The organism is Dactylosporangium sp. NPDC051087 (genome assembly GCF_055586325.1).
This window is the reverse complement of the sequence record NZ_JBVJIJ010000021.1, coordinates 164,519-185,948: the sequence shown is the minus strand read 5'-3', so window position 1 is coordinate 185,948 and position 21,430 is coordinate 164,519. Positions and strand designations below refer to the sequence as shown.

20 protein-coding genes are annotated in these 21,430 nt (G+C 71.6%); 8 read left to right on the top strand and 12 right to left on the bottom strand.

Going from position 1 to position 21,430, the window contains the following annotated elements; translation table 11 throughout:
* Nucleotides 1–6 precede the first annotated feature (6 nt).
* The 4 genes from ACZ6TV_RS35820 to ACZ6TV_RS35805 all read right to left on the bottom strand — a co-directional run bounded on the left by ACZ6TV_RS35820 (nt 7) and on the right by ACZ6TV_RS35805 (nt 3,881).
* A complete protein-coding gene (locus tag ACZ6TV_RS35820; protein ID WP_465302380.1) occupies nt 7–798 on the bottom strand; it encodes an SGNH/GDSL hydrolase family protein in 792 nt (263 codons plus the stop codon).
* The gene (locus ACZ6TV_RS35815) at nt 795–1,901 is read right to left on the bottom strand and encodes a glycosyltransferase (RefSeq protein WP_465302378.1); all 1,107 of its coding nucleotides are present in this window, start codon (nt 1,899–1,901) and stop codon (nt 795–797) included. The genes ACZ6TV_RS35820 and ACZ6TV_RS35815 overlap by 4 nt, the downstream gene beginning before the upstream one ends.
* The gene (locus ACZ6TV_RS35810; RefSeq protein WP_465302376.1) at nt 1,898–3,049 is read right to left on the bottom strand and encodes a glycosyltransferase family 4 protein; all 1,152 of its coding nucleotides are present in this window, start codon (nt 3,047–3,049) and stop codon (nt 1,898–1,900) included. The genes ACZ6TV_RS35815 and ACZ6TV_RS35810 overlap by 4 nt, the downstream gene beginning before the upstream one ends.
* Nucleotides 3,050–3,128: 79 nt before the next feature.
* Nucleotides 3,129–3,881, bottom strand: a complete 753-nt coding sequence (locus tag ACZ6TV_RS35805) for an MBL fold metallo-hydrolase (protein ID WP_465302374.1) — start codon at nt 3,879–3,881, stop codon at nt 3,129–3,131.
* A 350-nt stretch (nt 3,882–4,231) separates the two neighbouring features.
* Here ACZ6TV_RS35805 and ACZ6TV_RS35800 point away from each other — a divergent pair, with 350 nt between their 5' ends.
* Nucleotides 4,232–4,582, top strand: coding sequence for a hypothetical protein (locus ACZ6TV_RS35800; protein WP_354776001.1), 351 nt, complete (start codon nt 4,232–4,234; stop codon nt 4,580–4,582).
* 61 nt (nt 4,583–4,643) lie between these two features.
* Here the strand turns inward: ACZ6TV_RS35800 and ACZ6TV_RS35795 are convergent, their stop codons facing one another.
* From ACZ6TV_RS35795 to ACZ6TV_RS35770, 6 genes are all read right to left on the bottom strand, one after another.
* Nucleotides 4,644–5,594, bottom strand: coding sequence for a PLP-dependent cysteine synthase family protein (locus ACZ6TV_RS35795; RefSeq protein ID WP_465302372.1), 951 nt, complete (start codon nt 5,592–5,594; stop codon nt 4,644–4,646).
* Between the two features lie 5 nt (nt 5,595–5,599).
* Complete coding sequence (locus tag ACZ6TV_RS35790) at nt 5,600–5,911, bottom strand: MoaD family protein (protein WP_465302370.1); 312 nt, start codon at nt 5,909–5,911, stop codon at nt 5,600–5,602.
* A 59-nt stretch (nt 5,912–5,970) separates the two neighbouring features.
* Entirely contained in the window at nt 5,971–6,462 is a 492-nt protein-coding gene (locus ACZ6TV_RS35785; RefSeq protein ID WP_354776007.1) for a M67 family metallopeptidase, read from the bottom strand.
* A 47-nt stretch (nt 6,463–6,509) separates the two neighbouring features.
* A complete protein-coding gene (locus tag ACZ6TV_RS35780) occupies nt 6,510–7,004 on the bottom strand; it encodes a DUF2017 domain-containing protein (protein ID WP_465302528.1) in 495 nt (164 codons plus the stop codon).
* A 127-nt stretch (nt 7,005–7,131) separates the two neighbouring features.
* The gene (gene clpS, locus ACZ6TV_RS35775) at nt 7,132–7,428 is read right to left on the bottom strand and encodes an ATP-dependent Clp protease adapter ClpS (protein ID WP_344501532.1); all 297 of its coding nucleotides are present in this window, start codon (nt 7,426–7,428) and stop codon (nt 7,132–7,134) included.
* Nucleotides 7,429–7,443: 15 nt separating this feature from the next.
* Nucleotides 7,444–8,937: a dynamin family protein gene (locus tag ACZ6TV_RS35770; protein WP_465302367.1), complete on the bottom strand. Its 1,494-nt coding sequence runs from the start codon at nt 8,935–8,937 to the stop codon at nt 7,444–7,446.
* Between the two features lie 160 nt (nt 8,938–9,097).
* Between ACZ6TV_RS35770 and ACZ6TV_RS35765 the strand changes: the two genes are divergently transcribed.
* From ACZ6TV_RS35765 to ACZ6TV_RS35750, 4 genes are all read left to right on the top strand, one after another.
* Nucleotides 9,098–11,722, top strand: a complete 2,625-nt coding sequence (locus ACZ6TV_RS35765) for a LuxR C-terminal-related transcriptional regulator (protein ID WP_465302365.1) — start codon at nt 9,098–9,100, stop codon at nt 11,720–11,722.
* A gap of 14 nt (nt 11,723–11,736) precedes the next feature.
* On the top strand, nt 11,737–13,023 hold the full coding sequence (locus tag ACZ6TV_RS35760; RefSeq protein WP_465302363.1) for a nicotinate phosphoribosyltransferase: 1,287 nt from the start codon (nt 11,737–11,739) through the stop codon (nt 13,021–13,023).
* A 28-nt stretch (nt 13,024–13,051) separates the two neighbouring features.
* Nucleotides 13,052–13,624, top strand: a complete 573-nt coding sequence (locus tag ACZ6TV_RS35755; protein ID WP_465302361.1) for an isochorismatase family protein — start codon at nt 13,052–13,054, stop codon at nt 13,622–13,624.
* A 129-nt stretch (nt 13,625–13,753) separates the two neighbouring features.
* Nucleotides 13,754–14,215, top strand: a complete 462-nt coding sequence (locus ACZ6TV_RS35750) for an STAS domain-containing protein (RefSeq protein WP_465302359.1) — start codon at nt 13,754–13,756, stop codon at nt 14,213–14,215.
* A 2,292-nt stretch (nt 14,216–16,507) separates the two neighbouring features.
* On the opposite strand, the gene ctaD is transcribed toward ACZ6TV_RS35750, so the two are convergent.
* Together ctaD and ACZ6TV_RS35740 are read right to left on the bottom strand one after the other, a co-directional pair.
* Nucleotides 16,508–18,244 (bottom strand): aa3-type cytochrome oxidase subunit I, encoded by a 1,737-nt coding sequence (gene ctaD / locus ACZ6TV_RS35745; RefSeq protein ID WP_465302357.1) that lies wholly within the window; start codon nt 18,242–18,244, stop codon nt 16,508–16,510.
* A 148-nt stretch (nt 18,245–18,392) separates the two neighbouring features.
* The gene (locus ACZ6TV_RS35740) at nt 18,393–18,698 is read right to left on the bottom strand and encodes a hypothetical protein (RefSeq protein WP_465302355.1); all 306 of its coding nucleotides are present in this window, start codon (nt 18,696–18,698) and stop codon (nt 18,393–18,395) included.
* A 220-nt stretch (nt 18,699–18,918) separates the two neighbouring features.
* Between ACZ6TV_RS35740 and ACZ6TV_RS35735 the strand changes: the two genes are divergently transcribed.
* From ACZ6TV_RS35735 to ACZ6TV_RS35725, 3 genes are read left to right on the top strand one after another with little or no spacing between them, the layout of a single operon-like run.
* Entirely contained in the window at nt 18,919–19,923 is a 1,005-nt protein-coding gene (locus tag ACZ6TV_RS35735) for a LacI family DNA-binding transcriptional regulator (RefSeq protein ID WP_465302353.1), read from the top strand.
* Nucleotides 19,924–19,966: 43 nt separating this feature from the next.
* A complete protein-coding gene (locus tag ACZ6TV_RS35730) occupies nt 19,967–20,554 on the top strand; it encodes a transcriptional regulator (protein WP_465302351.1) in 588 nt (195 codons plus the stop codon).
* Between the two features lie 36 nt (nt 20,555–20,590).
* The gene (locus ACZ6TV_RS35725; protein WP_465302349.1) at nt 20,591–21,337 is read left to right on the top strand and encodes a hypothetical protein; all 747 of its coding nucleotides are present in this window, start codon (nt 20,591–20,593) and stop codon (nt 21,335–21,337) included.
* Nucleotides 21,338–21,430: the final 93 nt, after the last annotated feature.

Here is a 21,430-nt window from a genome sequence, read left to right as displayed (position 1 = left end):
GCCTAGTCAAGCCACCCTGTCGGGCAGCGACAGCCCCGGGGGCAGGTCCGGCGCCTCCGATCCGAAGACCTCGGCGAACGCGAGGCCGAGCAGTCCCGGCAGCAGGTCCGTCGAGCGGCGGATCATCCAGCGGGTGCCCTGGGTCGCCATCCACCACGCCTGCGCGGTGCGCGTCGGAGGCGGGCTGCTCGGCGACGGGTCCGGGCGGGTGCCGATGCCGGCGCCGAGGCGGGCGGTGAGCAGGTCGAAGAACGAGCAGGCGAGGAAGCGGTGGCCGCGTTCGCTCGGGTGGAGCCGGTCGACGCTCCACATGCGGCGGTCGTACGAGCCGGGATCCGACGCGGCGTCGAAGTGCACGGTGTCGTGCCGGGCGGCGACGAGGTCGGCCGCGGCGTTGAGGTCGCGCATCCGGCGGGCGAGGGGACGGGCGAGCGGGCCGGGCAGCCCGAACATGCGCCCTGGGTCGGGCAGCCGGATGGTGAGGACCTCGGCGCCGGTGGCGCGGAGGGCGGCGACGACGCGTTCCAGGTTGACCGACACCCGGACGGGGTCGAACGGGCTGCGCAGGGTGTCGTTGGTGCCGATGAGCACGGCGGCGACGTCGGGGCGCAGGTCGAGGGCGTGTGGCAGCTGCTCGGTGACGACGTCGGTGGTCTGCGCGCCGCTGCGGGCGATGTTGTGCAGGCGGGCGCCGAGCGCGGCGGCGAGGATCGGTGCCCAGCCGCGCCAGGACCCGTCGGGCATCCGGTCGCCGAAGCCGACGGTGGTCGAGTCGCCGAGCGCGACGAAGACCGTCACGGCACACTCGCAGAGACGGGGGCGTCGTGCACGGACAGGAAACCGCTGACCGCGGCCGGCCAGGAGAACCTTTCGGCCCGCTCCCGGGCGGCCTGCCGCCGCTCGGCGACCGGACGGGCGAGCACGTCCAGTACACCTGCCGCGAAATCGGTGAGAACGGCTGCTCCGGCGGCGCCGACGACCTCGGGCAGGGCGGACGCCGAGGACACCACGACCGGGGTCCCGCAGGCGAGGGCCTCCAGGGCGGCCAGCCCGAACGTCTCGATCGGGCCGGGCGCCAGGACCACGTCAGCGGTGGCGAGCAGCGCCGCGACGGCGGTGCGGTCGGCGACGAACTCCATGAAGTGCACCGCGTGCCCCTGCGCCAGTTCCTGCAGGCGGGGGCGCAGCGGGCCGTCGCCGGCGACGACCAGCACCGCGTCGACGCCTTGGGCGCGCAGGGCGATGAGGGCCTCGACGGATCGTTCGGGGCGCTTCTCGGTCGACAGCCGCCCGCAGTGTACGAGCAGCACCTGACCGGGACCGGCGAAACGGGAGCGCAGCGCCGCCGACGCCCGTGAGGGGTGGAAGAGGCCGAGGTCGACGCCGAGGGGGACGCGGACGAGGTTGCCCGCGCCGATCCGGTCGAACTCGGCCGCGGCCCAGGCGGTGGTGCACAGGATCTGGTCGTAGGCGCGGTGGCTGCGGGCGTTGAGCAGGTCCGCGCAGGCGGCGCCGACCGGGCCGGCGAAGCTGAGCAGCCCGGCGAGGCTCTCGTGGGACACCATGACGGCGGGGATGCCCCGGTCGCGTGCCCACCGGCCGGTCCAGCGCAGCGTGAAGCGGTCGGAGACCTCGAGCCGGTCCGGCTGGAGCCGGTCGAGGAGCTGGGCGAGCCGGCGCCGGTGGATGAGGACCCGGTAGCCGCCGGTGCCGGGCACGACGGGGCCGGGCAGCGTGATCACCCGGCCCTGGGCGTCGGACACGTCGGAGTGCTCCTCGCCGGGCACGATCAGGATCGACTCGTGCCCGGCGGCGACATAGCCCTCGCCGAGGGCGCGCAGGGCGGTCCGCAGACCGCCGGACCGGGGCATGACGAAGTTCGCCAGGCGGACGATCCTCACGCGCTCACCGCCGGCACGGCCGTCGCTCCGGACAGGGGCAGCACCTCGGCGTAGTGCTTGATCAGCTCGTCGCCGACGGCGGACCAGCTGCGGGAGGCGACGGCGACCCGGGCGGCGAGGCCCATCGACTGGCGCCGCTCGGCGTCGGCGGCGAGGCCGGCGACGGCGTCGGTGAGCGCGGCGGCGTCGCAGGGCGGCACGAGCAGCCCCGTGCGCTTGTCGTCGACCAGGTCGAGGGGGCCGCCCTGGGCCGGCGCGACCACCGGTACACCTGACGCCAACGCCTCCTGGACGGTCTGCCCGAACGTCTCGAACGGTCCGGTGTGCGTGAAGATGTCGAGGCTGGCGTAGAGGCGGGCGAGCTGGTCGCCCCGGCGCTCGCCCAGGAAGACCGCGCCGGGCATGGCGCGTTCCAGGGACGCTCGGGCGGGGCCGTCGCCGACGACCACGACGCGGACGCCGGGGATGCGGCTCAGCGGGGCCAGGAGGTCGACCCGCTTCTCCACGGCGAGCCGGCCGACGTAGCCGACCAGCACGGAGCGGTCGGCGCCGAGCAGCGCCCGGCGGAGGGCGGCGCTGCGGCGGCTCGGGTCGAAGCGGGCGGCGTCGACGCCGCGGCGCCACAGCCAGACCCGTTCGATGCCGTGGCTGTGCAGGGCGGTGGCGGCCGCCGTCGACGGTGCGAGGGTCCGGTCGGCGGCGTTGTGGATGCGCCGCAGCCACCGCCACGCGGCCTGTTCGCCGAGGCCGGAGTGGTAGTACAGGCGGGCGTAGGCGGGCACGTCCGTCTGGTACACCGCGACGGTCGGCAGCCCGAGCGACGCGGCGACGGTCATGCCGCGCGCGCCGAGCACGAAGGGGCTGGCGAGGTGGACCAGGTCGGTGCGGTGGGCGCGTAACGCGGCGGCGAGGCGGCGGCTGGGCAGCCCGAGGCGGAAGGTCCCGTAGCCGGGGGTGGCGACCGAGGGGACCCGGATGATCTCGTACGGGAAAGCGCCGGTGACCGACCGCGCCCCGGAAGAGGGCTGAGGTGCGATCACGAGGGGCTCGTGGCCACGCGCGACGAGGTGCTCGGCGACCCGTACGACGGAGTGGGCGACGCCGTTCACATCGGGCGGGAACGATTCGGTGACGATCGCGATCCGCATGCCGTCACCATGGGGGCGGAGACCGTGCGTGCGGCCACCATCGACTGACGAATCGGCGAACCCTGCCTAAATACACGGCCTAAATGTCGTACCTCGCGCCCGGCCTGACGATGTCGATCGGCCCGTCGAAGGCGGCCTTCGCCGCCTCCAGGGTGAGCGCCTCGCTCCCCCACGCCGGCACCAGGTGGGTCAGCAGGAGCCTGCCGACCTCGGCCTTGGTGGCGTGCTCGGCCGCCTCGCGCCCGGTGAGGTGCAGGTCCGGCGGGTTGTCCTCGCCGTCGAGGTAGCTGGCCTCGCACAGGAACAGGTCGGCGCCCTGGGCGAGCCGGATCAGCTGGTCGCAGGGGGCGGTGTCGGCGGAATACGTGATGACCCGCCCGCCGTGCTCGATGCGCACGCCATAGGTCTCTATCGGGTGGTTGACCCGGTCGACGGTGACGTGGAGCGGGCCGATCGGGAAGCTGCCGGGCTGCAGCGAGTAGAACGTGTAGACGTCGCTGATCGCCATGGGCTCGTTCTCGCCGCCGTACGCCGCGGAGATGCGTTCCGGGGCGGCGACCGGGGCGTAGACCGGCAGCGGCGGCAGCGGGCCGGACGGTGCGTAGCGCCGGGCCACGATGTAGGAGCACGCGTCGAGCATGTGATCGCAGTGCAGGTGCGTCAGCAGGATGGCGTCGACGTTGTACAGGCCGGAGAAGCGCTGCAGTGTCGACATCGAACCGGGGCCGAAGTCCACGAGGAGACGGAATCCGTCTGCCTCCACGAGATACGCCGAGCAGGGCGCCTCGGGACCCGGGAAGCTGCCGGCGCAGCCGAGAACGGTGAGCCTCATGCTTCCCCTACCAACAACGCCAAGACGCTGTCTCCCATCGCTCTGGTCGCGCTGACCATGGCCGGCGCGCCAGTGTGGATCACGCCGGTCACGTGAGGATAGTTCGTGGTCCTGTGATGCCGGATGACGGCACCGCCACAGCTACCGGGTGCTGACGGACTGCACCGGCGGGGGTTGCCCGGCCGGTTGCTGCCGATGGGCAAGTCCGTCACGAGGCGCAGCCTACGCCGGACCGGCGGGCAAGGCTGAACGATCGGACGGCAGATGTCGCCAACGTGACAGGGTTGCGTGACGCGGGGTGCGCCGGCTCGTTGGGATTCGTAAGCCACCAAACGACCCCAGGAGTGGACGTGCCCGTCGACGTGTCCAGGACCACCAGGCGGCTGCGACGGCATCTCCCCGATGCCTTCCGGCTGCCGACCGAGCGGGACCCCGCCCCGGAGCCGCGGCACCTTGCCGCCGTTTGCGGCTGGGCGGCGGCGCTCGGGCTGGGCGGGATGGCGGTGGCGCTGCGGGCGTTCGTCGGGCTGGTCAGCGCGTCCCGGGCCTGGTACGCGCCGACCGTCACCGTCATCGGGCTGATCGGGCTGGTGTGCACGATCGCCGCGTTCGCCAGCGTGCACAAGCGGCGGCTGCCGTTCGCGCTGCTGGGCGCGGCGTCGGTGAGCCTGCTGCTCGGCTGGATCGTGACCGGGCTCTGACCGCGGCTTCCTGGAGGCGGCCTTTTCCGGGAGGCGGCCGGGCCGCCTCCCGGGGAGCTCGTCAGGCCCAGAGCTGGCCGTCGAGCGCGGACTCCGCCTCGGCGAGGGTGCCGCCGTAGGCGCCGGTCGACAGATACTTCCAGCCGCCGTCGGCGACCAGGAACACCACGTCGGCCCGCTTGCCCGCCTTGAGCGCCTGGTGCGCGACGGCGAGCGCGGCGTGCAGCACCGCACCGGCGGAGAAGCCCACGAACATGCCCTCGACCTCGACCAGCTGCCGGGTGCGCAGCACCGAGTCACGGGTGCCGACGGAGAACCGCCGGGTGAGGACCTTCGCGTCGTACAGCTCGGGGACGTAGCCCTCGTCGAGGTTGCGCAGCCCGTAGACCAGCTCGCCGTAGCGCGGCTCGGCGGCGATGATCTCGATGTCCTCGACCTTCTCGCGAAGGTAGCGGCCGATGCCCATGAGCGTGCCCGTGGTGCCGAGACCGGCCACGAAATGCGTGATGGTCGGCATGTCCCGGAGGATCTCCGGACCGGTCGTCTCGTAGTGCGCCCGGGCGTTGGCCTCGTTGCCGTACTGGTAGAGCATCACCCAGTCGGGGTGCTCCGCGGCGATCTCCTTGGCGACGACCACGGCACGGTTGGAACCGCCGGCCGCCTCCGAGAAGATGATCTCCGCCCCGTACATCCGCAGCAGCGCCGTGCGCTCGGACGACACGTTCTCGGGCATGACGCACACCAGCCGGTAACCGCGCAGCTTCGCCACCATCGCCAGGGCGATGCCGGTGTTGCCGCTGGTCGGCTCGATGATCGTGTCGCCGGGACGGAGGCGGCCCGCTTCCTCGGCCGCCTTCACCATCCACAACGCGACCCGGTCCTTCACGCTGCCCGTCGGGTTGCGGTCCTCGAGCTTGGCCCACAAGCGGACCTCGGGACTCGGGGACAACCTGGGCAACCCGATGAGCGGCGTGTTTCCGCACGCCTCGAGAATCGACTCGTAGCGCGCCACGGAGATCAGCCCCGCAGAGCGTGGGCGGCCGCGAACGCCAACGCGCCACCCGCGACGGCGGGCAGGATCGTCACCGAGTCGCCGTCGTTGAGCTTGGCGTCCAGGGCGCCCAGGAAGCGGACGTCCTCGTCGTTGACGTAGACGTTGACGAAGCGGTGCAGGCCGCCCTCAGGGGTCAGCAGGCGGGCCTTGATGCCCGAGTGCCGGCTGTCCAGGTCGGAGAGCAGGTCGGCGATGGTGTCACCGGCGCCCTCGACGGTCTTGGCACCGCCGGTGTAGCTGCGCAGGATGGTCGGGATGCGAACCTCGATAGCCATGATCATTTCCTCTTGTGTACGAGCGGGTTGACGACTGGACATGGTGCAACTGCAGGCGGTCAGCTGCCTGCGCGACACTCGTAGTCGACGGTCGTCGGGCTCTGCCCGAAGAGATATGACTGGACGGCGTGTGAGTCCACGACTGCATTAACTACCTGAACCGGCTCTTCGGTGACGGCTCCGTCCACGATGCGGAACGACCTGATCTCGGTCTGCTCCGGGTCGCGGGTCGAAACCAGCAGATAGTGCGCATTCGGCTCACCCGCGAAGGACACATCCGTCCGCGACGGATAGGCCTCGGTGGCGGTGTGCGAGTGGTAGACGACCACCGGCTCCTCGTCCGCGTCGTCCATCTCGCGCCACAGCCGCAGCTGCTCCTTCGAGTCGAACTCGTAGAACGTCATCGAGCGGGCGGCATTCTCCATCGGCACGTGCCTGGCCGGGGTGTCCGAGCCGAGCGGACCCGCGACGATCCCGCACGCCTCGTCGGGGTGGTCCCGGCGGGCGTGCGCAACGATCGCGTCGAGGATCGCGGCGTCGATGGTCAGCACGTCCGACAGCCTACCGAAACCCGAGCGCCGCTCGCTCGTGACCGACCTCACCCCATTAGGGCGCCCACCAGACTTTCCTGGAGATAGGTCAGGTACTGGTACACCGACAGCTGCCCGACCCTGGCCGACGTGGGGTCCTTCAGGATGGCCTCGTCGAGCTCCTCCTCGATGTCGACGTCGTCGTTGTCGATGCCGAGGCGGGAGCCCAGGGTCAGGCGGACGTCGGTCAGGGCGCGCAGCCACGCCTCGGCCTGCTCCTCGTCGAGGGCCACCTCGCCGCCCTCCACGGGCAGCACGTCCAGCAGCAGCGCCGCCTGCTCCAGCTTCGCCGAGCGGAGGTCGTCCTCCAGGTAGCGGCGCAGCTCCTCAGAGGCGCCGGCGTCGTCGCGGTACATGTCGGGGAAGAGCCGCGCGATCACCGGATCGGTGCGGTCGAACCCCTCCGACAGCAGCGTGATGACCTCGAGCATGACCTCGTTGAGCACGGCCGCCTCGGCAGGACCGAACCGGGCGATGCACACCGTGCCGTTACGCACGAACATCGTCACGACGTCACCTCCGCTGCGCTCCGGCGCCGACGTGACGTCACACTGTGCCCCCTGTCGTGCCCGGCTCCTCCGCTGCGCTCCGGACCGGTCACGACGTCACCTCCGCTGCGCTCCGGACCGGTCACGACTTGTCCACCGTCGCCCACAGCCCGTAGGCCTGCAGCCGGGAGGCGTCGTATTCCATCTTCTCCCGGGGACCGCTCGACACGATCGCCTTGCCCTTTTGGTGCACGTCGAGCATCAGGCGCTCAGCCTTCTCCCTGCTGAATCCGAACAGTTTCTGCAGGACCCAGGTCACGTAACTCATGAGATTGACCGGATCGTTCCAGACCACGGTCACCCACGGACGGTCGGTCTCGGGCACCTCATCAGCCTCGAGACGGGTCTCTTCGATCGGTACGACCTGCGGCGCCGCCATACCAACATGGTGCCATCAAGCGAGCAGCACGCCATGGTCGACCGCGTCCCCACCAATGATTGTCAGCGCCTGGCGCAGTCCGGAATAACGCTCGCCCAGCTCGTGGCCCATTTCGACCTCGATCTCGCGCAGCGCGTGCTGCAACCACCTGCGGCAGTCCTTCTTGTCGGCGTGCTTGGGCGGGCCGCCCGGGGCGACCTTCGGCTGCCACAGCGCGTAGCAGCTGGCGTTGAGGGCGATGCCCAGCGACGGGAGCACCTGGTCGGCGGGCTCGGCGCCACCGACGGCGGAGAGGTTGTCCACGGCCGTCGCGCCGGCCATCGTGGCCACCGCCGAGGTGGCGGTCAGCAGCAGCGCGTGATCCCGGTCGCGGCCGTCGTCGCGCAGCGAGTCGACCGCCCGGCGGGCCGCGGCGGCGACCCTGGCCAGGACGACCTCGTCGGGCGCGGTGTCCAGCAGCTCGGCGAAGACGGCGCCGATCACCTCGCGCGTGTCGGCGCGCAGCTGGCGGGTGGTGCGCACGGACAGCGCGTGCAGCTCGCGGTCGAGCACGTGCGGCAGCTCCGGGCAGCCCTTGCCGGAGCCGAGCTCCTGCACGCACCGCACGTGGATGGTCGCCAGGTCGATGGAGACCCGCTGCACGGCGGCGACCCGCCGGACGGCGATCTCGCGCTCCAGGATCTCCTGCCACTCGTCGCCGGCGCCGGAGACGGTCGCGGCGGCGACCCCGACCGGCGCGGGCCGGGCCTCGGCCCAGGTCTCCAGCTCGTGGCGCAGCTCGGCGACGCCGAAGACGGCCTCGGGGTCCAGCGACACCGGGAACCAGGGGGCGGCGGCGAGCCGCTGGCCCCGGGAGGCGAGCAGCGCCCGGTTGGCGACCAGCATCTCGGGCCAGGCGTCGTGCTGGTCGATGCGGGTCAGCACGAACGCGATCCGGTCGACCCGGCCCGCGGCGGCGGCCAGCAGGTCCAGGTCGGCGCGCGACAGCGGGGCCGCGGCGTCGACGACGAACAGCAGCCCGAGGCCCCGCTCGGTGGCGTCGAGAATGATCTCCGCGTTGGCGGCGTCCAGGCCCCCGCTGCCGGGCGTGTCGACCAAGGCGACGCGTTTGAGCAGGCTCGCGGGGTGAGTGATCTCGATGCGGCGGGCCGGCCGGCTCGGGCCGGGACGCGGGTCGCGCTGGGTGGGGACGAAGGCGCCGACGACGGTGCGGGGCTCCCGGTGGCCGGGGACGTACGCGTGGGTCTCGGGCTTCTCACCGTGGCGGAAGACGAGCCAGGCGTCGCCGGCCGGGGTCGGCTCGACGCGCCGGATCAGCGCGTTGAGCAGCGCCGTCTTGCCGCTGCGGGGCGAGCCGGCGATCACCGCGTAGCTGCGGGCCCCTGATGCGGAGCAGGGCTCGGGCTGCCGACGACTCCTGCTGCCGCGGACCGGCATGGCGGACACTGGACCCCCGGGCGTCGTGACTGTCAGATCGATCAGCGGCGCCTGCATGATCCCAGACCCCATGTGCGACCTCCTTGTGCACGGCCGGGTAAGCATCGGAACGCTACGTGAACAGGCACTTACGGAGGCAGTACTCGTGCTACTCAACTGACTCCGGAGGCACTACTCAAGTTCGTGCTTCCTCGGGTACGCGCAGTAATCGACCTATCGATATGCTGCGACGGTGCCCCCCTGGAGCTTTGTCGGTCGAAACGCTGAACTGGTCCGTCTCGCCGAGGCAGCCACCGGCTCAACCGGTCGCGGTCTCATTCTGGGCGGCCCGCCAGGCATCGGCAAGAGCCGATTGCTGAGAGAGGGCGTCAATGCCCTTGACCAGGACAGGCTCGCGGTCTGGACGGCGACGGCGAACGCCGCCACGGCGGGTCTGCCGCTCGGCGGACTGGCCCAGGTGCTGCCGCCGGACCAGCCCTCGGGCGGCTCGCCGGCGGGCCTGCTGCGGTGGGCCGTCGACGCGTTGCACCGGCAGGCGGCCGGCCGGCCGATCGTCGTGGCCATCGACGACGCTCACCTGCTCGACCCGCTGTCGGCCGCGCTCGTGTATTACGTCGCCCGGTCCGAGAACGCGACGGTGATCGGCACGGTGCGCACCGGCGAGCCGGTCCACGACCCGATCAGCGCGCTGTGGAAGGACGACCTGGTCGAGCGGATCGAGCTGACCCCGCTGACCCCGCAGGAGACCTCCGACCTGCTCCAGCAGGTGCTCGGCGGCCCCGTCGACTCGGCCTCCGTCGACCGGCTCCAGCAGCTCTCCCAGGGCAACGCGCTGCTGCTGCGCGAGCTGGTCATCGCCGCGCACGCCAGTGGCGAGATCATCGAGAGCTACGGCATGCAGCGCTGGACGGGCAAGGTCGACCTCGCCCCGACGCTGACCGAGGTCGTCGACGCCCGCATCGGCAAGCTCACCCCGCAGGAGCGGGCGGTGCTGGAGCTGGTCGCGTTCGGCGAGCCGATCGGCCTGCCGCTGCTGGTCAGCGCCACCGACCTCAACACGGTGGAGACCGCCGAGGAGCGGCAGCTGATCCGCGTCGTCGTGGAGGACCGCCGCACCACGGTCCGCCTGGCGCATCCCCTGTACGGCGAGGTCGTGCGCCGCCGCTGCCCGGTCACCCGGGTCCGCCGGCTGCTCGCCGACCTGGCCACGCTCGTGGAGAGCAGCGGTGCCCGGCGCCGCGACGACCTGCTCCGCGTCGCCGTGTGGCGGCTGGACAGCGACACCGCCCGCGACCCGCAGCAGCTGCTGATGGCGTGCCGGCTCGCGTTCGCCACCTATGACATGGCCCTGGCGATGCGGCTGGGCAAGGCCGCGCTCGCCGCCGGCGGCGGGTTCGACGCCGCGGAGACCCTCGCCACCATCCTCATGTTCGTCAACATGCCCGAGGACGCCGTGGCGATCCTCGACGCCAACGAGGGCCAGACCGTCGAGGAGTCCCAGCGCAGCCGGTGGCTGGCGATCCGGCACATCACCGCCCAGTGGGGCCTCGGCGACCCGGACACCGTCGACGACATCGACCGCCAGGCGTACAAGCTCAACGACCTGCGGGAGCGTTCCCTGGTGCTGGCCGTGGAGTCGACGATGCGGCTGCACCGCGGCAACTACGCCCAGGCGCTCACCCTCGCCCGCCAGGTCCTCGACAGCGCCGCCAGCGCCCCCGGGCCGCGGGCGCTCGCCCGCAGCAACATGGCACAGCTGCAGGCGATGCGCGGCACCCCCGTGCAGACCGTGAAGGCGCTGACCGCGGTCGACGCCGAGTCGGCGCAGTGGCGGGTCGAGCTGCCCTACTTCCAGCTCGGCATCGAGCTCGCCCGCGGCACCGCGATGATCCTCGCCGCCGACCTCGACGCCGTCGACGCGATCGTCGCCGCCGAGTTCGCCGGCATGGCCGACGCCGGCAACTTCAACATGGGCTCCGGCTACCTGCAGATCGTCCGCGCGCAGGCGGCCCGCCTCCGCGGCCGGCTGACCGAGGCGGCCCGCGCCGCGTCGCAGGCCTGCGCGGCGCTGGCCACCGGCAAGGTGTTCGTCGCGCTCGCCCACGCCGAGCGGGCCCACATCGCGGCCCTCACCGGGGACGCGGCCGGCGCGACCGAGGCGTTCGCCATCGCCGAGAACTCGCACTACCGCTCCATGGAGGTGCTGTACCCGTGGCTGGAGGAGGCCCGGGCGTGGGTGGCGGTCGCCTCCGGTGACCTGCCGACCGCGGCGGAGGTGCTGCGGCTGCTCGCGGCGCGCACCCGCAGCGACGGTTTCGCCGCGCACGAGATGTTCGCGCTGTACCACCTGGGCCGGCTGGGCTTCGCGGGCGAGGTCTGCGACCGGCTCGACGCGCTGTCGAACACCGTCGAGGGCCGGACCGCCCCGGCGATGGCCTGGCACGTCCGCGCGATCGCCAACGAGGACGGCGGCAGCCTGCTCGCCGTCGCCGAGGAGCTCGCCGACCAGGAGCTCAACCTGTACGCCGCGGAGGCCGCCGCAGGTGCGGTCACCCTGCTGCGCGGGATCCGCTCGCCGCAGACGCCGCGGGCCGCCCAGCGGCTCGCCGAGCTGCGCGTCCTGTGCCCGACCGCGGCCACCCCGGCGCTGGTCGTGCCGCAGCCGATGCTCACCGGGCGGGAGCGGCAGATCGCCCGGCTCGCCGCCGCCGGTGTCCCCTCGAAGGAGATCGCGGACCAGCTGTACCTGTCCTCCCGTACCGTCGACAACCACCTGATGCGGGTCTACGCGAAGCTCGGTGTGACGGGACGCGCAGAGCTGGCCGCGGCCCTGCGCTCGCTGCCCCCGGAGGAGTGAATAGTCTTGACGGCGTGACCTCTAGCGCGCTGCTGACCGACCACTACGAGCTGACGATGCTGTCGGCGGCGCTGCGCGACGGTTCCGCGTCACGCCGCTGCGTCTTCGAGGTGTTCGCCCGCCGCCTGCCCACCGGCCGCCGCTACGGCGTCGTGGCCGGCACCGGGCGACTGGTCGAGCACCTGGCGTCCTTCCGGTTCTCCCCGGAGGACGTCGCCTTCCTGGTCGACCGCGGGATCGTCTCCCCCGCGACGGGCGAGTGGCTCTCGGCGTACCGCTTCAGCGGCGACATCGACGGCTACGCCGAGGGTGAGCTGTTCTTCCCCGGCTCGCCGATCCTCACCGTCAGCGGCACGTTCGCCGAGTGCGTGGTCCTGGAGACGCTGATCCTGTCGGTCCTCAACCACGACAGCGCGATCGCCGCCGGGGCCGCCCGGATGGTCACCGCCGCCCGTGGCCGCGCCGTGATCGAGATGGGCTCCCGCCGCACCCACGAGGAGGCGGCCGTCGCCGCGGCCCGCGCCGCGTACCTGGCCGGCTTCGCCTACACCTCCAACCTGGAGGCGGGCCGCCGCTACGGCATTCCGACGACCGGCACCGCCGCGCACGCCTTCACCCTCCTGCACGACACCGAGCAGGCCGCGTTCGCCTCGCAGGTCGCCACCCTCGGCAAGCAGACGACGCTGCTGGTCGACACGTATGACATCGCTCAGGGCATCCGCAACGCGATCGAGGTCGCCGGCCCGGACCTGCGCGCCGTGCGCATCGACTCCGGCGACCTGTCCGTCCTCGCCGCGCACTCCCGCGCCCTGCTGGACTCCCTCGGCGCGACCGAGACGCAGATCATCGTCTCCGGCGACCTCGACGAGTATGCGATCGCCGCCCTCGCCGCCGAGCCCGTCGACGCGTACGGCGCGGGCACCGCCGTCGTGGTCGGCTCCGGCGCCCCGACGGCCGGCCTGGTGTACAAGCTGGTCGAGGTCGACGGCCGTCCAGTGGTCAAGCGCTCCGAGAACAAGGGCACCGTCGGCGGCCGCAAGACCGCGGTCCGCCGGCACAAGCCGACCGGCACCGCCACCGAGGAGGTCGTGGTGTCCATGGGCAGCCCCGTGGCGGAGCCCAACGACCGGTCCCTGCAGCGGGCCTTCGTCCGCGCCGGCGCGATCGTGCCCGACCTGCCCGACCTGGCCGCCTCCCGCGAGCACCTGCGCCAGTGCCTCATCTCCATCCCCTGGGAGGGGCTGAAGCTGTCCGCCGGTGACCCGGCGGTTCCCGTCCAGATGCTCGGTGGCTCCGTATGACCCGCGTACAGATGCTTGGGGGACCCGCATGACCCGCGCTTTGATCATCGTCGACGTCCAGAACGACTTCTGCGAGGGCGGCTCTCTCGCCGTCGGCGGCGGCGCGGGTGTCGCGGCCGCCATCTCCGCCGCCGTGGCCGACGGATCCTGGGACCACGTGGTGGCCACCCAGGACCACCACATCAACCCCGCCGGGCACTTCGGCGACCCGCCGGACTACGTCACCACGTGGCCCGTGCACTGCGTGGTCGGCACCGGCGGCGTCGATCTCCACCCGTCACTGGACGTGTCGCGCGTCGAGGCGGTGTTCACCAAAGGTGAGTACACGGCGGCCTACTCCGGCTTCCAGGGAAGCTCGTCCGGCGTCGATCTGACCACCTGGCTCCGGGACCGTTCCGTGACCTCGGTCGACGTCGTGGGCATCGCGACCGACCACTGCGTGCGAGCGACCGCAATCGATGCCGCGCGGGCCGGATTTGTTACATCCGTGCTGCTGGACCTCACTGCGGGCGTCGCCCGCCCCACCGTCGACGCCGCCCTTGCTGAGCTGCGCGAGGCCGGGGTCACCCTCGTAGGTGAACCAGTCGTATCGTCAACCTGACCATCTGGCTGATGGCACGTAACTGGACTTGCCGTGTAACAACCGACGTGTACCGTCATCCCGGCAAGCGGTTCCGCACCCGATGTGAGGACTTCTCACGTCACTACGTAAGGACCACCTACACGGAGCGTGGCGAAACAGGGAAGACTTCGCTACGCTTGCGGGACCTCGAAGGGTCGTCCATGGTGGACGACTCAGCACCAGGAGGGTCACGTGAAGTTGTCGATCGAAACCCGCCCCTCGGATCAGCGGGAAGCCCTGCTGACTCTGAGCGGCGAAATCGACTATGAGACCGCTCAGGAGCTTCGCACAGCGGTGAGTTCAGTGCTCGACGGCAACATCGACACGCTCGTCATCGACCTCGCCGGCGTCACGTTCCTCGACTCCACCGGCATCGGCACCCTTGTGGTCGCCAAGCGCATCTGCCACAGCATGGGCGTCAAGCTGCACATCCGCCGCCCCAACCCGTTCATCGCGCGGCTGTTCGCGGTGGTCGGTGTCAGCGACATCCTCGGGGTCCCGATCCCGCCGGGCACAGTCTCCGGCCGGCTCCCCCAGCCCCGCGAGCGCGGCGTCACCCAGCCGGCCTGACGCACCGGCCCGGCGACGACCCGGACCTTGGACCCCGCACGTCCAAGGTCCGCGCCTGACGAAGCCACTTGCTCCCAGGACCACCATGAGGTCGATCGAGGCCGGGAGCGGCCCGCTGAGGCCCCTTTCTGTGCGTCCCTCTTGCAATCACCCGCAGTCACTCTCAGGGATCACAGCGCCCTGCCGCCGGTTTCACGGAAGGTCGGAGGACTGCCGTGCTCTCCCGCGCCATTCGCCCAAAAGGATGAATCCGACAACTCCGCCCGGGGCAACGGCCGAGTTGCCGTTCCCAGCCATCGGCACACCCGGCGGCTCGACGCGCCCCGCGGACCGCCCGCCCCCTTCACCCGTTCGTGGGAATTGCCCATTCCGGACCGGGAGCATCTCGCATCGGATCGTTACCGAGCAGCCACAGATGCCGACCGCGAGGAGCGCCACCGTTCCGAGGCAAGCCCTCATGCCTCAGGGCTGACCCGGCCGGCGGACTGCTGCCGCCCTGGAGGATCCGGTCATCGGGCTTGCTGGACAACGCCGCCGGCAGGAACAGGCCGCGCACGCTGACCACCGACAAAGACGCGGTAACCGACGGACGTGGCCCGCCGAGTCGGCGGCAGACCGGGAGCCGCTGAGCGGCGGATTCCTGGCGTCCTCACCCCACCGACCTGACGCGTTGCGGGCGGGGTTACGAGTCGTCGACTGTGGCGGCGTCCGCTCCGATCGGGTGCGCCGCCCAACTGTGCCGCGGCCGGTCACTCGCACCGATGCGCGCGGCCGCCTGACCGGGCCCGTCCGCCTCGGCCTCGCCGACGTGGTGTGACACAAACCCGGCCGCCCCACACCCCACTCAGGCCACCGCGTTCCGGGGCGCGGTCAGGGCGGCCCGCCGACCACAGGTGTTGGTCGCTGAAGTCGCACGAGGGTCAACTGCGGCATTGTTCACACCGCCCAACGTCGGCAACCCGCGCGGGCACGGCAGACCTGGCGGTCGCGACGGTCGCAGCGGACGCGGCGGACGAGGCGGTCGCAGCGGACGAGGCGGACGCGGCGGACGCAGCCGGCACGGCGGACGCAGCCGGCACGGCGGACGCAGCGGGCACGACGGCCGCAGCGGGCACGACGGCCGCCGACGGACGCAACGGCCGCGACGGGCACGACGGCCGCGGCAGAGACAGCGGGGGCGATAGAAGTGGCAGACCGGTGCGAAATCGGAGCAGGCGGGCTAGCTGGAGACAACAACCAGGTCGGTTGAGCGCTCCCGAGCCGGGCCGACGGTCGCGGCAACCCAACGGAACGCAGCAGAACGCAGCGGAACGTCAAGGCCACAGCGGACGCGGCCAACACAGCCGACCAGCGAGGAATACCAGCCAACGGCGGGCCAGAGACAGCGGCCACGCCAGTTGAACGTTCCCGAGCCGAGCCGGACGCCCCAGCGACCCGACGGCACACAGCGAAATCACGCCGCCGATCCCGCAGCCCGGCCCGCAGCGGAACGACGACGCCGCATTGGAGGCGGCGGACACAGCCGACCGGCGAGAACTGCCGGCAAACGCGCGGACTGAAGACAGCAGCCACGCCGGTTGAGCGCATCCCGACCCGAGCCGGACACCGCGGCAACCCGACGGCACACAGCGAAATCACGCCGCCGATCCCGCAAGTCCAGCCCGCAGCGGAACGACGACGCCACGTTGGAGGCGGCGGACACAACCGACCGGCGAGGAACGCCAGCAAACGGGCGGACTGGAGATACCGGCCAGGCTCGTTGAGCGGATGTCCCGAGCCGGGCCGGACGTCGCAGCAACCCGGCGGCAGGCGGCGAATCGACAAGCTGCTGCGGGATGACGGGCCTCGGAAGGGCAGCGGACTGGGGCGGACCACGAAACTCGCAAAACGGCAAAAGGAGGCGAACCGGCCCGCCGGGGCAGAAACAGCGAGCCTCGCAGAGCGACCCGCCGAGGCAGAACAGCAGGCCGAGGCAGAACAGCAGGCCGAGGCAGGACAGCAGGCCGAGGCAGAGTGGCCGGCTGAAGCAGGACAGCGGGCCGAGGCAGGACAGCAGGCCAAGGCAGAGCGGCCCCCCGAGGCAGAGCCGCCCGCCGAAGCAGGACAGCAAGCCGATGCAGAGCGGCCCCTGAAGCAAGAGCGGACCGGCCGAGGCAAGAGCAGCCGGCCGAAGAGGGGGAGAGCCGAGGGCGAAAAGGAAAGGGAGCGGCCCCGTCCCGGTGGCCTGGAGTGCCAGGCTGGTTGGGACGGGGCCGCTCTGCGTTGTGGTGTGGAGGAGCTGCTGGTGCGGGGTTAGCGCTGTTCCTCGTAGGTGGCGCCGCCGTCGGCCTCGTGGCTGAGGGGGCGGGCGCCGCCGGGCGGTGGGGCGTCGAGCGAGTGGCCCGGGGCGTGGGCCGGGAAGCGGGCGTCGAAGGCTGGGCGCTCCGAGCGGATGCGGGGCATCGAGTCGAAGTTGCGCAGCGGGGGCGGGCAGGACGTGGCCCACTCCAGGGACATGCCGTGGCCCCAGGGGTCGTTGACCTCGACGACGCGGCCGGCCTTGTAGGACTTCCACACGTTCCAGATGAAGGGGAGGGTGGAGAGGCCGGTGATGAAGGAGCCGATGGTCGAGATGGTGTTGAGGGTGGTGAAGCCGTCGGACTCGAGGTAGTCGGCGTAGCGGCGGGGCATGCCCTGCGTGCCGAGCCAGTGCTGCACCAGGAAGGTGGTGTGGAAACCGATCGTGGTGAGCCAGAAGTGGACCTTGCCGAGGCGGTCGTCGAGCATGCGGCCGGTCATCTTCGGGAACCAGAAGTAGATGCCCGAATAGACGGCGAAGACGATGGTGCCGAAGAGCACGTAGTGGAAGTGGGCGACCACGAAATACGTGTCGGACACGTGGAAGTCGATCGGAGGGCTGGCGAGCAGGACGCCGGAGAGGCCGCCGAAGAGGAAGGTCACCAGGAAGCCGATGGCGAAGAGCATCGGTGTCTCGAAGGTGATCTGGCCTCGCCACATGGTGCCGATCCAGTTGAAGAACTTCATGCCGGTCGGGACGGCGATGACGAAGCTCAGGAACGAGAAGAACGGCATGAGGACCTGGCCGGTCGCGAACATGTGGTGGGCCCACACGCTCATCGACAGGGCGCCGATCGCGATGGTGGCACCGACGAGGCCCTTGTAGCCGAAGACGGGCTTGCGGCTGAAGACCGGGATGACCTCCGTGATGATGCCGAAGAACGGCAGCGCCACGATGTAGACCTCGGGGTGGCCGAAGAACCAGAACAGGTGCTGCCAGAGCATCGCGCCGCCGGTCTCCGCGTCATAGACGTGGGCGCCGAGGCGGCGGTCGGCCTCCAGGGCGAGCAGGGCGGCGGCCAGGATCGGGAAGACCATGATGACCAGGACGCTGGTGACCAGGATGTTCCACGTGAACATCGGCATGCGGAACATGGTCATGCCGGGCGCGCGCAGCGTCAGGATCGTGGTGATCATGTTGACGGCGCCGAGGATGGTGCCGAGGCCGGACAGGACCAGGCCGACGATCCACAGGTCGGCGCCGACGCCGGGCGAGTGGATGATGCTGTTGAGCGGGGCATAGGCGAACCAGCCGAAGTCCGCGGCGCCGCCCGGCGTGATGAAGCCGATCAGGGTGATCGAGCCACCGAACGCGTAGAGCCAGTAGGCGAACGAGTTGAGCCGGGGGAACGAGACGTCGGGGGCGCCGATCTGCAGCGGCGTGATGTAGTTCGCGAAGGCGAACACGATCGGCGTCGCGAAGAACAGCAGCATGATCGTGCCGTGCATCGTGAACAGCTGGTTGTATTGCTCCGGGGAGAGGAACTGCAGCCCCGGCCGGGCCAGCTCGGCGCGCATCAGCAGCGCCATGAACCCGCCGATCATGAAGAACACGAACGACGTGGTCAGATACATCAGACCGATCTGCTTGGCGTCCGTCGTGCGCAACAGCCGAGCGAACGCCGAGCCCTTGACCGGCTTGTGCACCGGCCAAGGCCTGGTGACGATCGGCTTTGGTGCAACGGTGGTCACGAAAGGCCTCCTGAGGCTGTTGAACCCGCTGGCGAGCCAGCTCCGCGAGGCGAGCGCGAGATCAACACGGCCCGCCGCGCGATCAACACGTCACCTCGGAGGCAGGATAGTCTCCCGGTCCGACACAAAATCGCTGGGGGCACAAGACCTAGCGGGTAGCCGGTGTGGCGCCACCCGCCGCGCCGAGGTTGAACGTGATCGCGCCGGCGGCGATGGCCGCGAGCACCAGCAGGATGATCCCCCAGAAGATCAGCCGGTCCGCGGGCGTCGGCTCCTTCCAGGCACCGGCGATCCGCGCGGTGACGGGGGCGGTGGCGACGGCGGGGTCGGGGTCCGAGGAGGCGGCAGGAGCCGCGGCACGGGCCGGCAGCGCGCGGAGCATGATCAGGGTCGCGCCGGCGAGGACCAGCAGAACGCCCAGGACGGCGATGATGACGGCGATCCAGTCACGCATGACGGCTCTCCCGACTGAAGGGGGTTGATGCCAAGCAGGCTAGGAGATCGCCGGACCGGGCACCAGAGCACGCACCCGCGTGAAAGCCGGTGAAATTTACAGTGGAAACCCCGGTAGCGAAACCTGACGGCAATCTCGTGTTGACAGTGCGGAAACCGTGTACGACGCTCGGCATGGAAGCGCTCCCAATATCGACGCCTTGCTATCCGAGGAGGTCGCGATGTCGATTACCGCCGCTGCCGAACACCCCACCCTCGCCCATGTCGCCGCGCTTGCCGGTGTTTCTTCCGCCACCGCCTCCCGCGTGCTCAACGGCTCCGCCCGAGTCAGCCCCACCGCACGTCAGCAGGTCAGAGATGCCGTCGACCGGCTCGGCTACGTCCGGCAGCGCGCCGCCCGCGCCGTCGACCGCCGCCCCCGCTCGGTCGCCGCCGTCGTCTGCGAGCCCAACGCACGGCTGTTCGCCGATCCGTTCTACTCCCGCGTGCTGGCCGGCGCCAGTGCGGCGTTCGCCGAGCGGGACATGCCCATGCTGCTCGCCGCCGGGGAACGACCGGCTTCGCTGCAGCGGTACCTCAGCAGCGGCCACATCGACGGGGTCCTGCTGATCTACTGCCGCAGCAGCCACCCCCTGGTCGTGACGCTGCCCGCGCTCGGCGTGCCGGTCACGCTCATCGGCCGGCCGCTGCAGACCAGCACGCTGCCCTACGTGGACGCTGACAACAAGGGCGGCGCCCGCCAGGCCGTCGAGCACCTCGCGCGTACGGGCCGCAAGCGCATCGTCACGATCGCCGGCCCGCCGGACGTCTCCGCCGGCGTCGACCGGCTCGCCGGCTTCCGGGAGGGCCTCGAGCGGGCCGGCCTGGAGCCGGGACCGATCGCCTACGGGGACTTCACCCGCCCCGCCGGCGTGCACGCCATGACCCGGCTGCTCGACCACCGGCCGACCCTCGACGCGGTGTTCGCCGCGTCCGACCTGATGGCCGTCGGGGCGCTGCACGCGCTGCGGCAGGCCGGCCGGCGGGTCCCGGAGGACGTCGCGGTCATCGGCTTCGACGACCTGCCCCTTGCGGCCTTCACCCAGCCGCCGCTCACCACGATCAAGCAGCCCGTCGAGGAGATCGGCGCGGCCGCCGCCCGGCAGCTCCTGGCGCTGATGAACGGCGACAGCCCGGAGCCGTCCCCGGTGCTGCCCACCACCCTCGTGCGGCGGCAGTCCGCGTGAGGAGGTTGCATCCAAACACCGCCCTCGCAACGAACAACTCAATATGCGACAACTCCTGGAGGCGGCCCGGTCGTTCGACACCGGCACGGTCGCGCGCACCGTCCGGGAGCTGATGGACGAGCACGGCGTGATGGAGGTCTGGACCGCGGTGTGCGTCCCGGCGCTGCACCAGGTGACCGGCGACGTCGCCGTCGAGCACGCCTTGAGCCAGGGCGTCGCGCACGGTCTCGACCTGGTCAGCGCCCCGCGGCACGACGACATCAGGACCAACCACGTCCTGCTGGCGTGCGCGCCGCGGGAGGCGCACTCGCTGCCGCTGCGCGCCCTGGCCGCGGCCCTGTTCGAGCGGCGGATCGGCACGTTCCTGCTCGGCGCGGAGGTGCCGTGGAGCGCGTTGCGGGCCGCGGTGCACCGGACCGTGCCCGGCACCGCGATCGTCTGGTCGCAGCAGCCGGGCACCGCCGACCCGGCGACGCTGCTCGGCCTCGCCGGCCGGTTCCCGGGCACCCGGTTCGCCGCGGCCGGGCCGGGCTGGGATCCCGCGCCGGCCGGGCTGCCGCACCTGACGTCGATCGAGGAGGCCGTCGCCGCGTGTGTACCGGTGGCCGCCGGTCGGTCTCCCGACGCCTGATGGCCTTGGTACGCCGAATTCGCTAGCGTGCCGGGCATGATCGAGCCGGGCCCGTCCGCGTACACCGGAAGGCGCAGGGCAGGCATCGGCGGCCAGCCACGCTTCGTGTTCGTCGCGGTGCTCGTCGTGGTGGCGCTCGTGGCGGTCGCGCTGCGGGTCATGGCGAGCGGCGCCGGCGAGCGGCCCGAGGCGCGGACGCCGGCCGACCAGCTGGGACCGGTCGCGCCGACCGGGGCCGCCGGCACCGCCGGGCCGACGAGCGCCGCGGCGCGGTCCACGAGCGCCCGGCCCAGCCCCAGGACGTCGCCGAGTGTCACGGCTCCGCCGTCCGCGTCCGCCGCTGCCCCGGTGTCGGGTCCGGCCACGCCGCGTGCGTCGGCGAGCTCGACCGGTACCGAAGCGAAAACCGTCGAAGCCGAAGCCGCGGCGAACCGTCGGCCCGGTCAGATGACGGTGCGTGAGGTCTCCTCGGCGTCCGGCGGGCGGGCCGTCACCGGCGTCGGCAACAACCGGGTCCTGGAGTTCACCGGGGTCACCGCGCAACGCTCCGGCGAGGCCACCGTCACCGTCGCCTACCTGTCCACCGAGGACCGCTCGTGCTGGCTGCGGGCCGGGCGCGGCGGCTGGCAGCAGGTCAGGTTCCCCGCCAGCGGCGGGTGGGACCGGGTCGCGACCGTCACGCTGACCGTGCGCCTCGAAGCGGGCCAGAACGCGATCGAGGCCGGAAACACCACCGGCAGATGGTGTCCCGACCTCGATCGCATCACCGTTGCCCCCCGCTGACCACCCCAGCCGCGGCAAGATGATGTGGAACGTTTGGCGTTGCTCCCCGCTGAGCACCCCCAGCCGCAGCAACATGTCGTGAAACGTTTGGCG

Coding starts and splice junctions, on each gene's coding strand:
- ACZ6TV_RS35810 (WP_465302376.1), bottom strand. CDS start 3,049: ATGCGGATCGCGATCGTCACCGAATCGTTCCCGCCCGATGTGAACGGC.
- ACZ6TV_RS35755 (WP_465302361.1), top strand. CDS start 13,052: ATGACCCGCGCTTTGATCATCGTCGACGTCCAGAACGACTTCTGCGAG.
- ACZ6TV_RS35740 (WP_465302355.1), bottom strand. CDS start 18,698: ATGCGTGACTGGATCGCCGTCATCATCGCCGTCCTGGGCGTTCTGCTG.
- clpS (WP_344501532.1), bottom strand. CDS start 7,428: ATGGCGGCGCCGCAGGTCGTACCGATCGAAGAGACCCGTCTCGAGGCT.
- ACZ6TV_RS35790 (WP_465302370.1), bottom strand. CDS start 5,911: ATGGCTATCGAGGTTCGCATCCCGACCATCCTGCGCAGCTACACCGGC.
- ACZ6TV_RS35770 (WP_465302367.1), bottom strand. CDS start 8,937: ATGGGGTCTGGGATCATGCAGGCGCCGCTGATCGATCTGACAGTCACG.
- ACZ6TV_RS35805 (WP_465302374.1), bottom strand. CDS start 3,881: ATGAGGCTCACCGTTCTCGGCTGCGCCGGCAGCTTCCCGGGTCCCGAG.
- ACZ6TV_RS35730 (WP_465302351.1), top strand. CDS start 19,967: ATGCGACAACTCCTGGAGGCGGCCCGGTCGTTCGACACCGGCACGGTC.
- ACZ6TV_RS35735 (WP_465302353.1), top strand. CDS start 18,919: ATGTCGATTACCGCCGCTGCCGAACACCCCACCCTCGCCCATGTCGCC.
- ACZ6TV_RS35780 (WP_465302528.1), bottom strand. CDS start 7,004: ATGTTCGTGCGTAACGGCACGGTGTGCATCGCCCGGTTCGGTCCTGCC.
- ACZ6TV_RS35725 (WP_465302349.1), top strand. CDS start 20,591: ATGATCGAGCCGGGCCCGTCCGCGTACACCGGAAGGCGCAGGGCAGGC.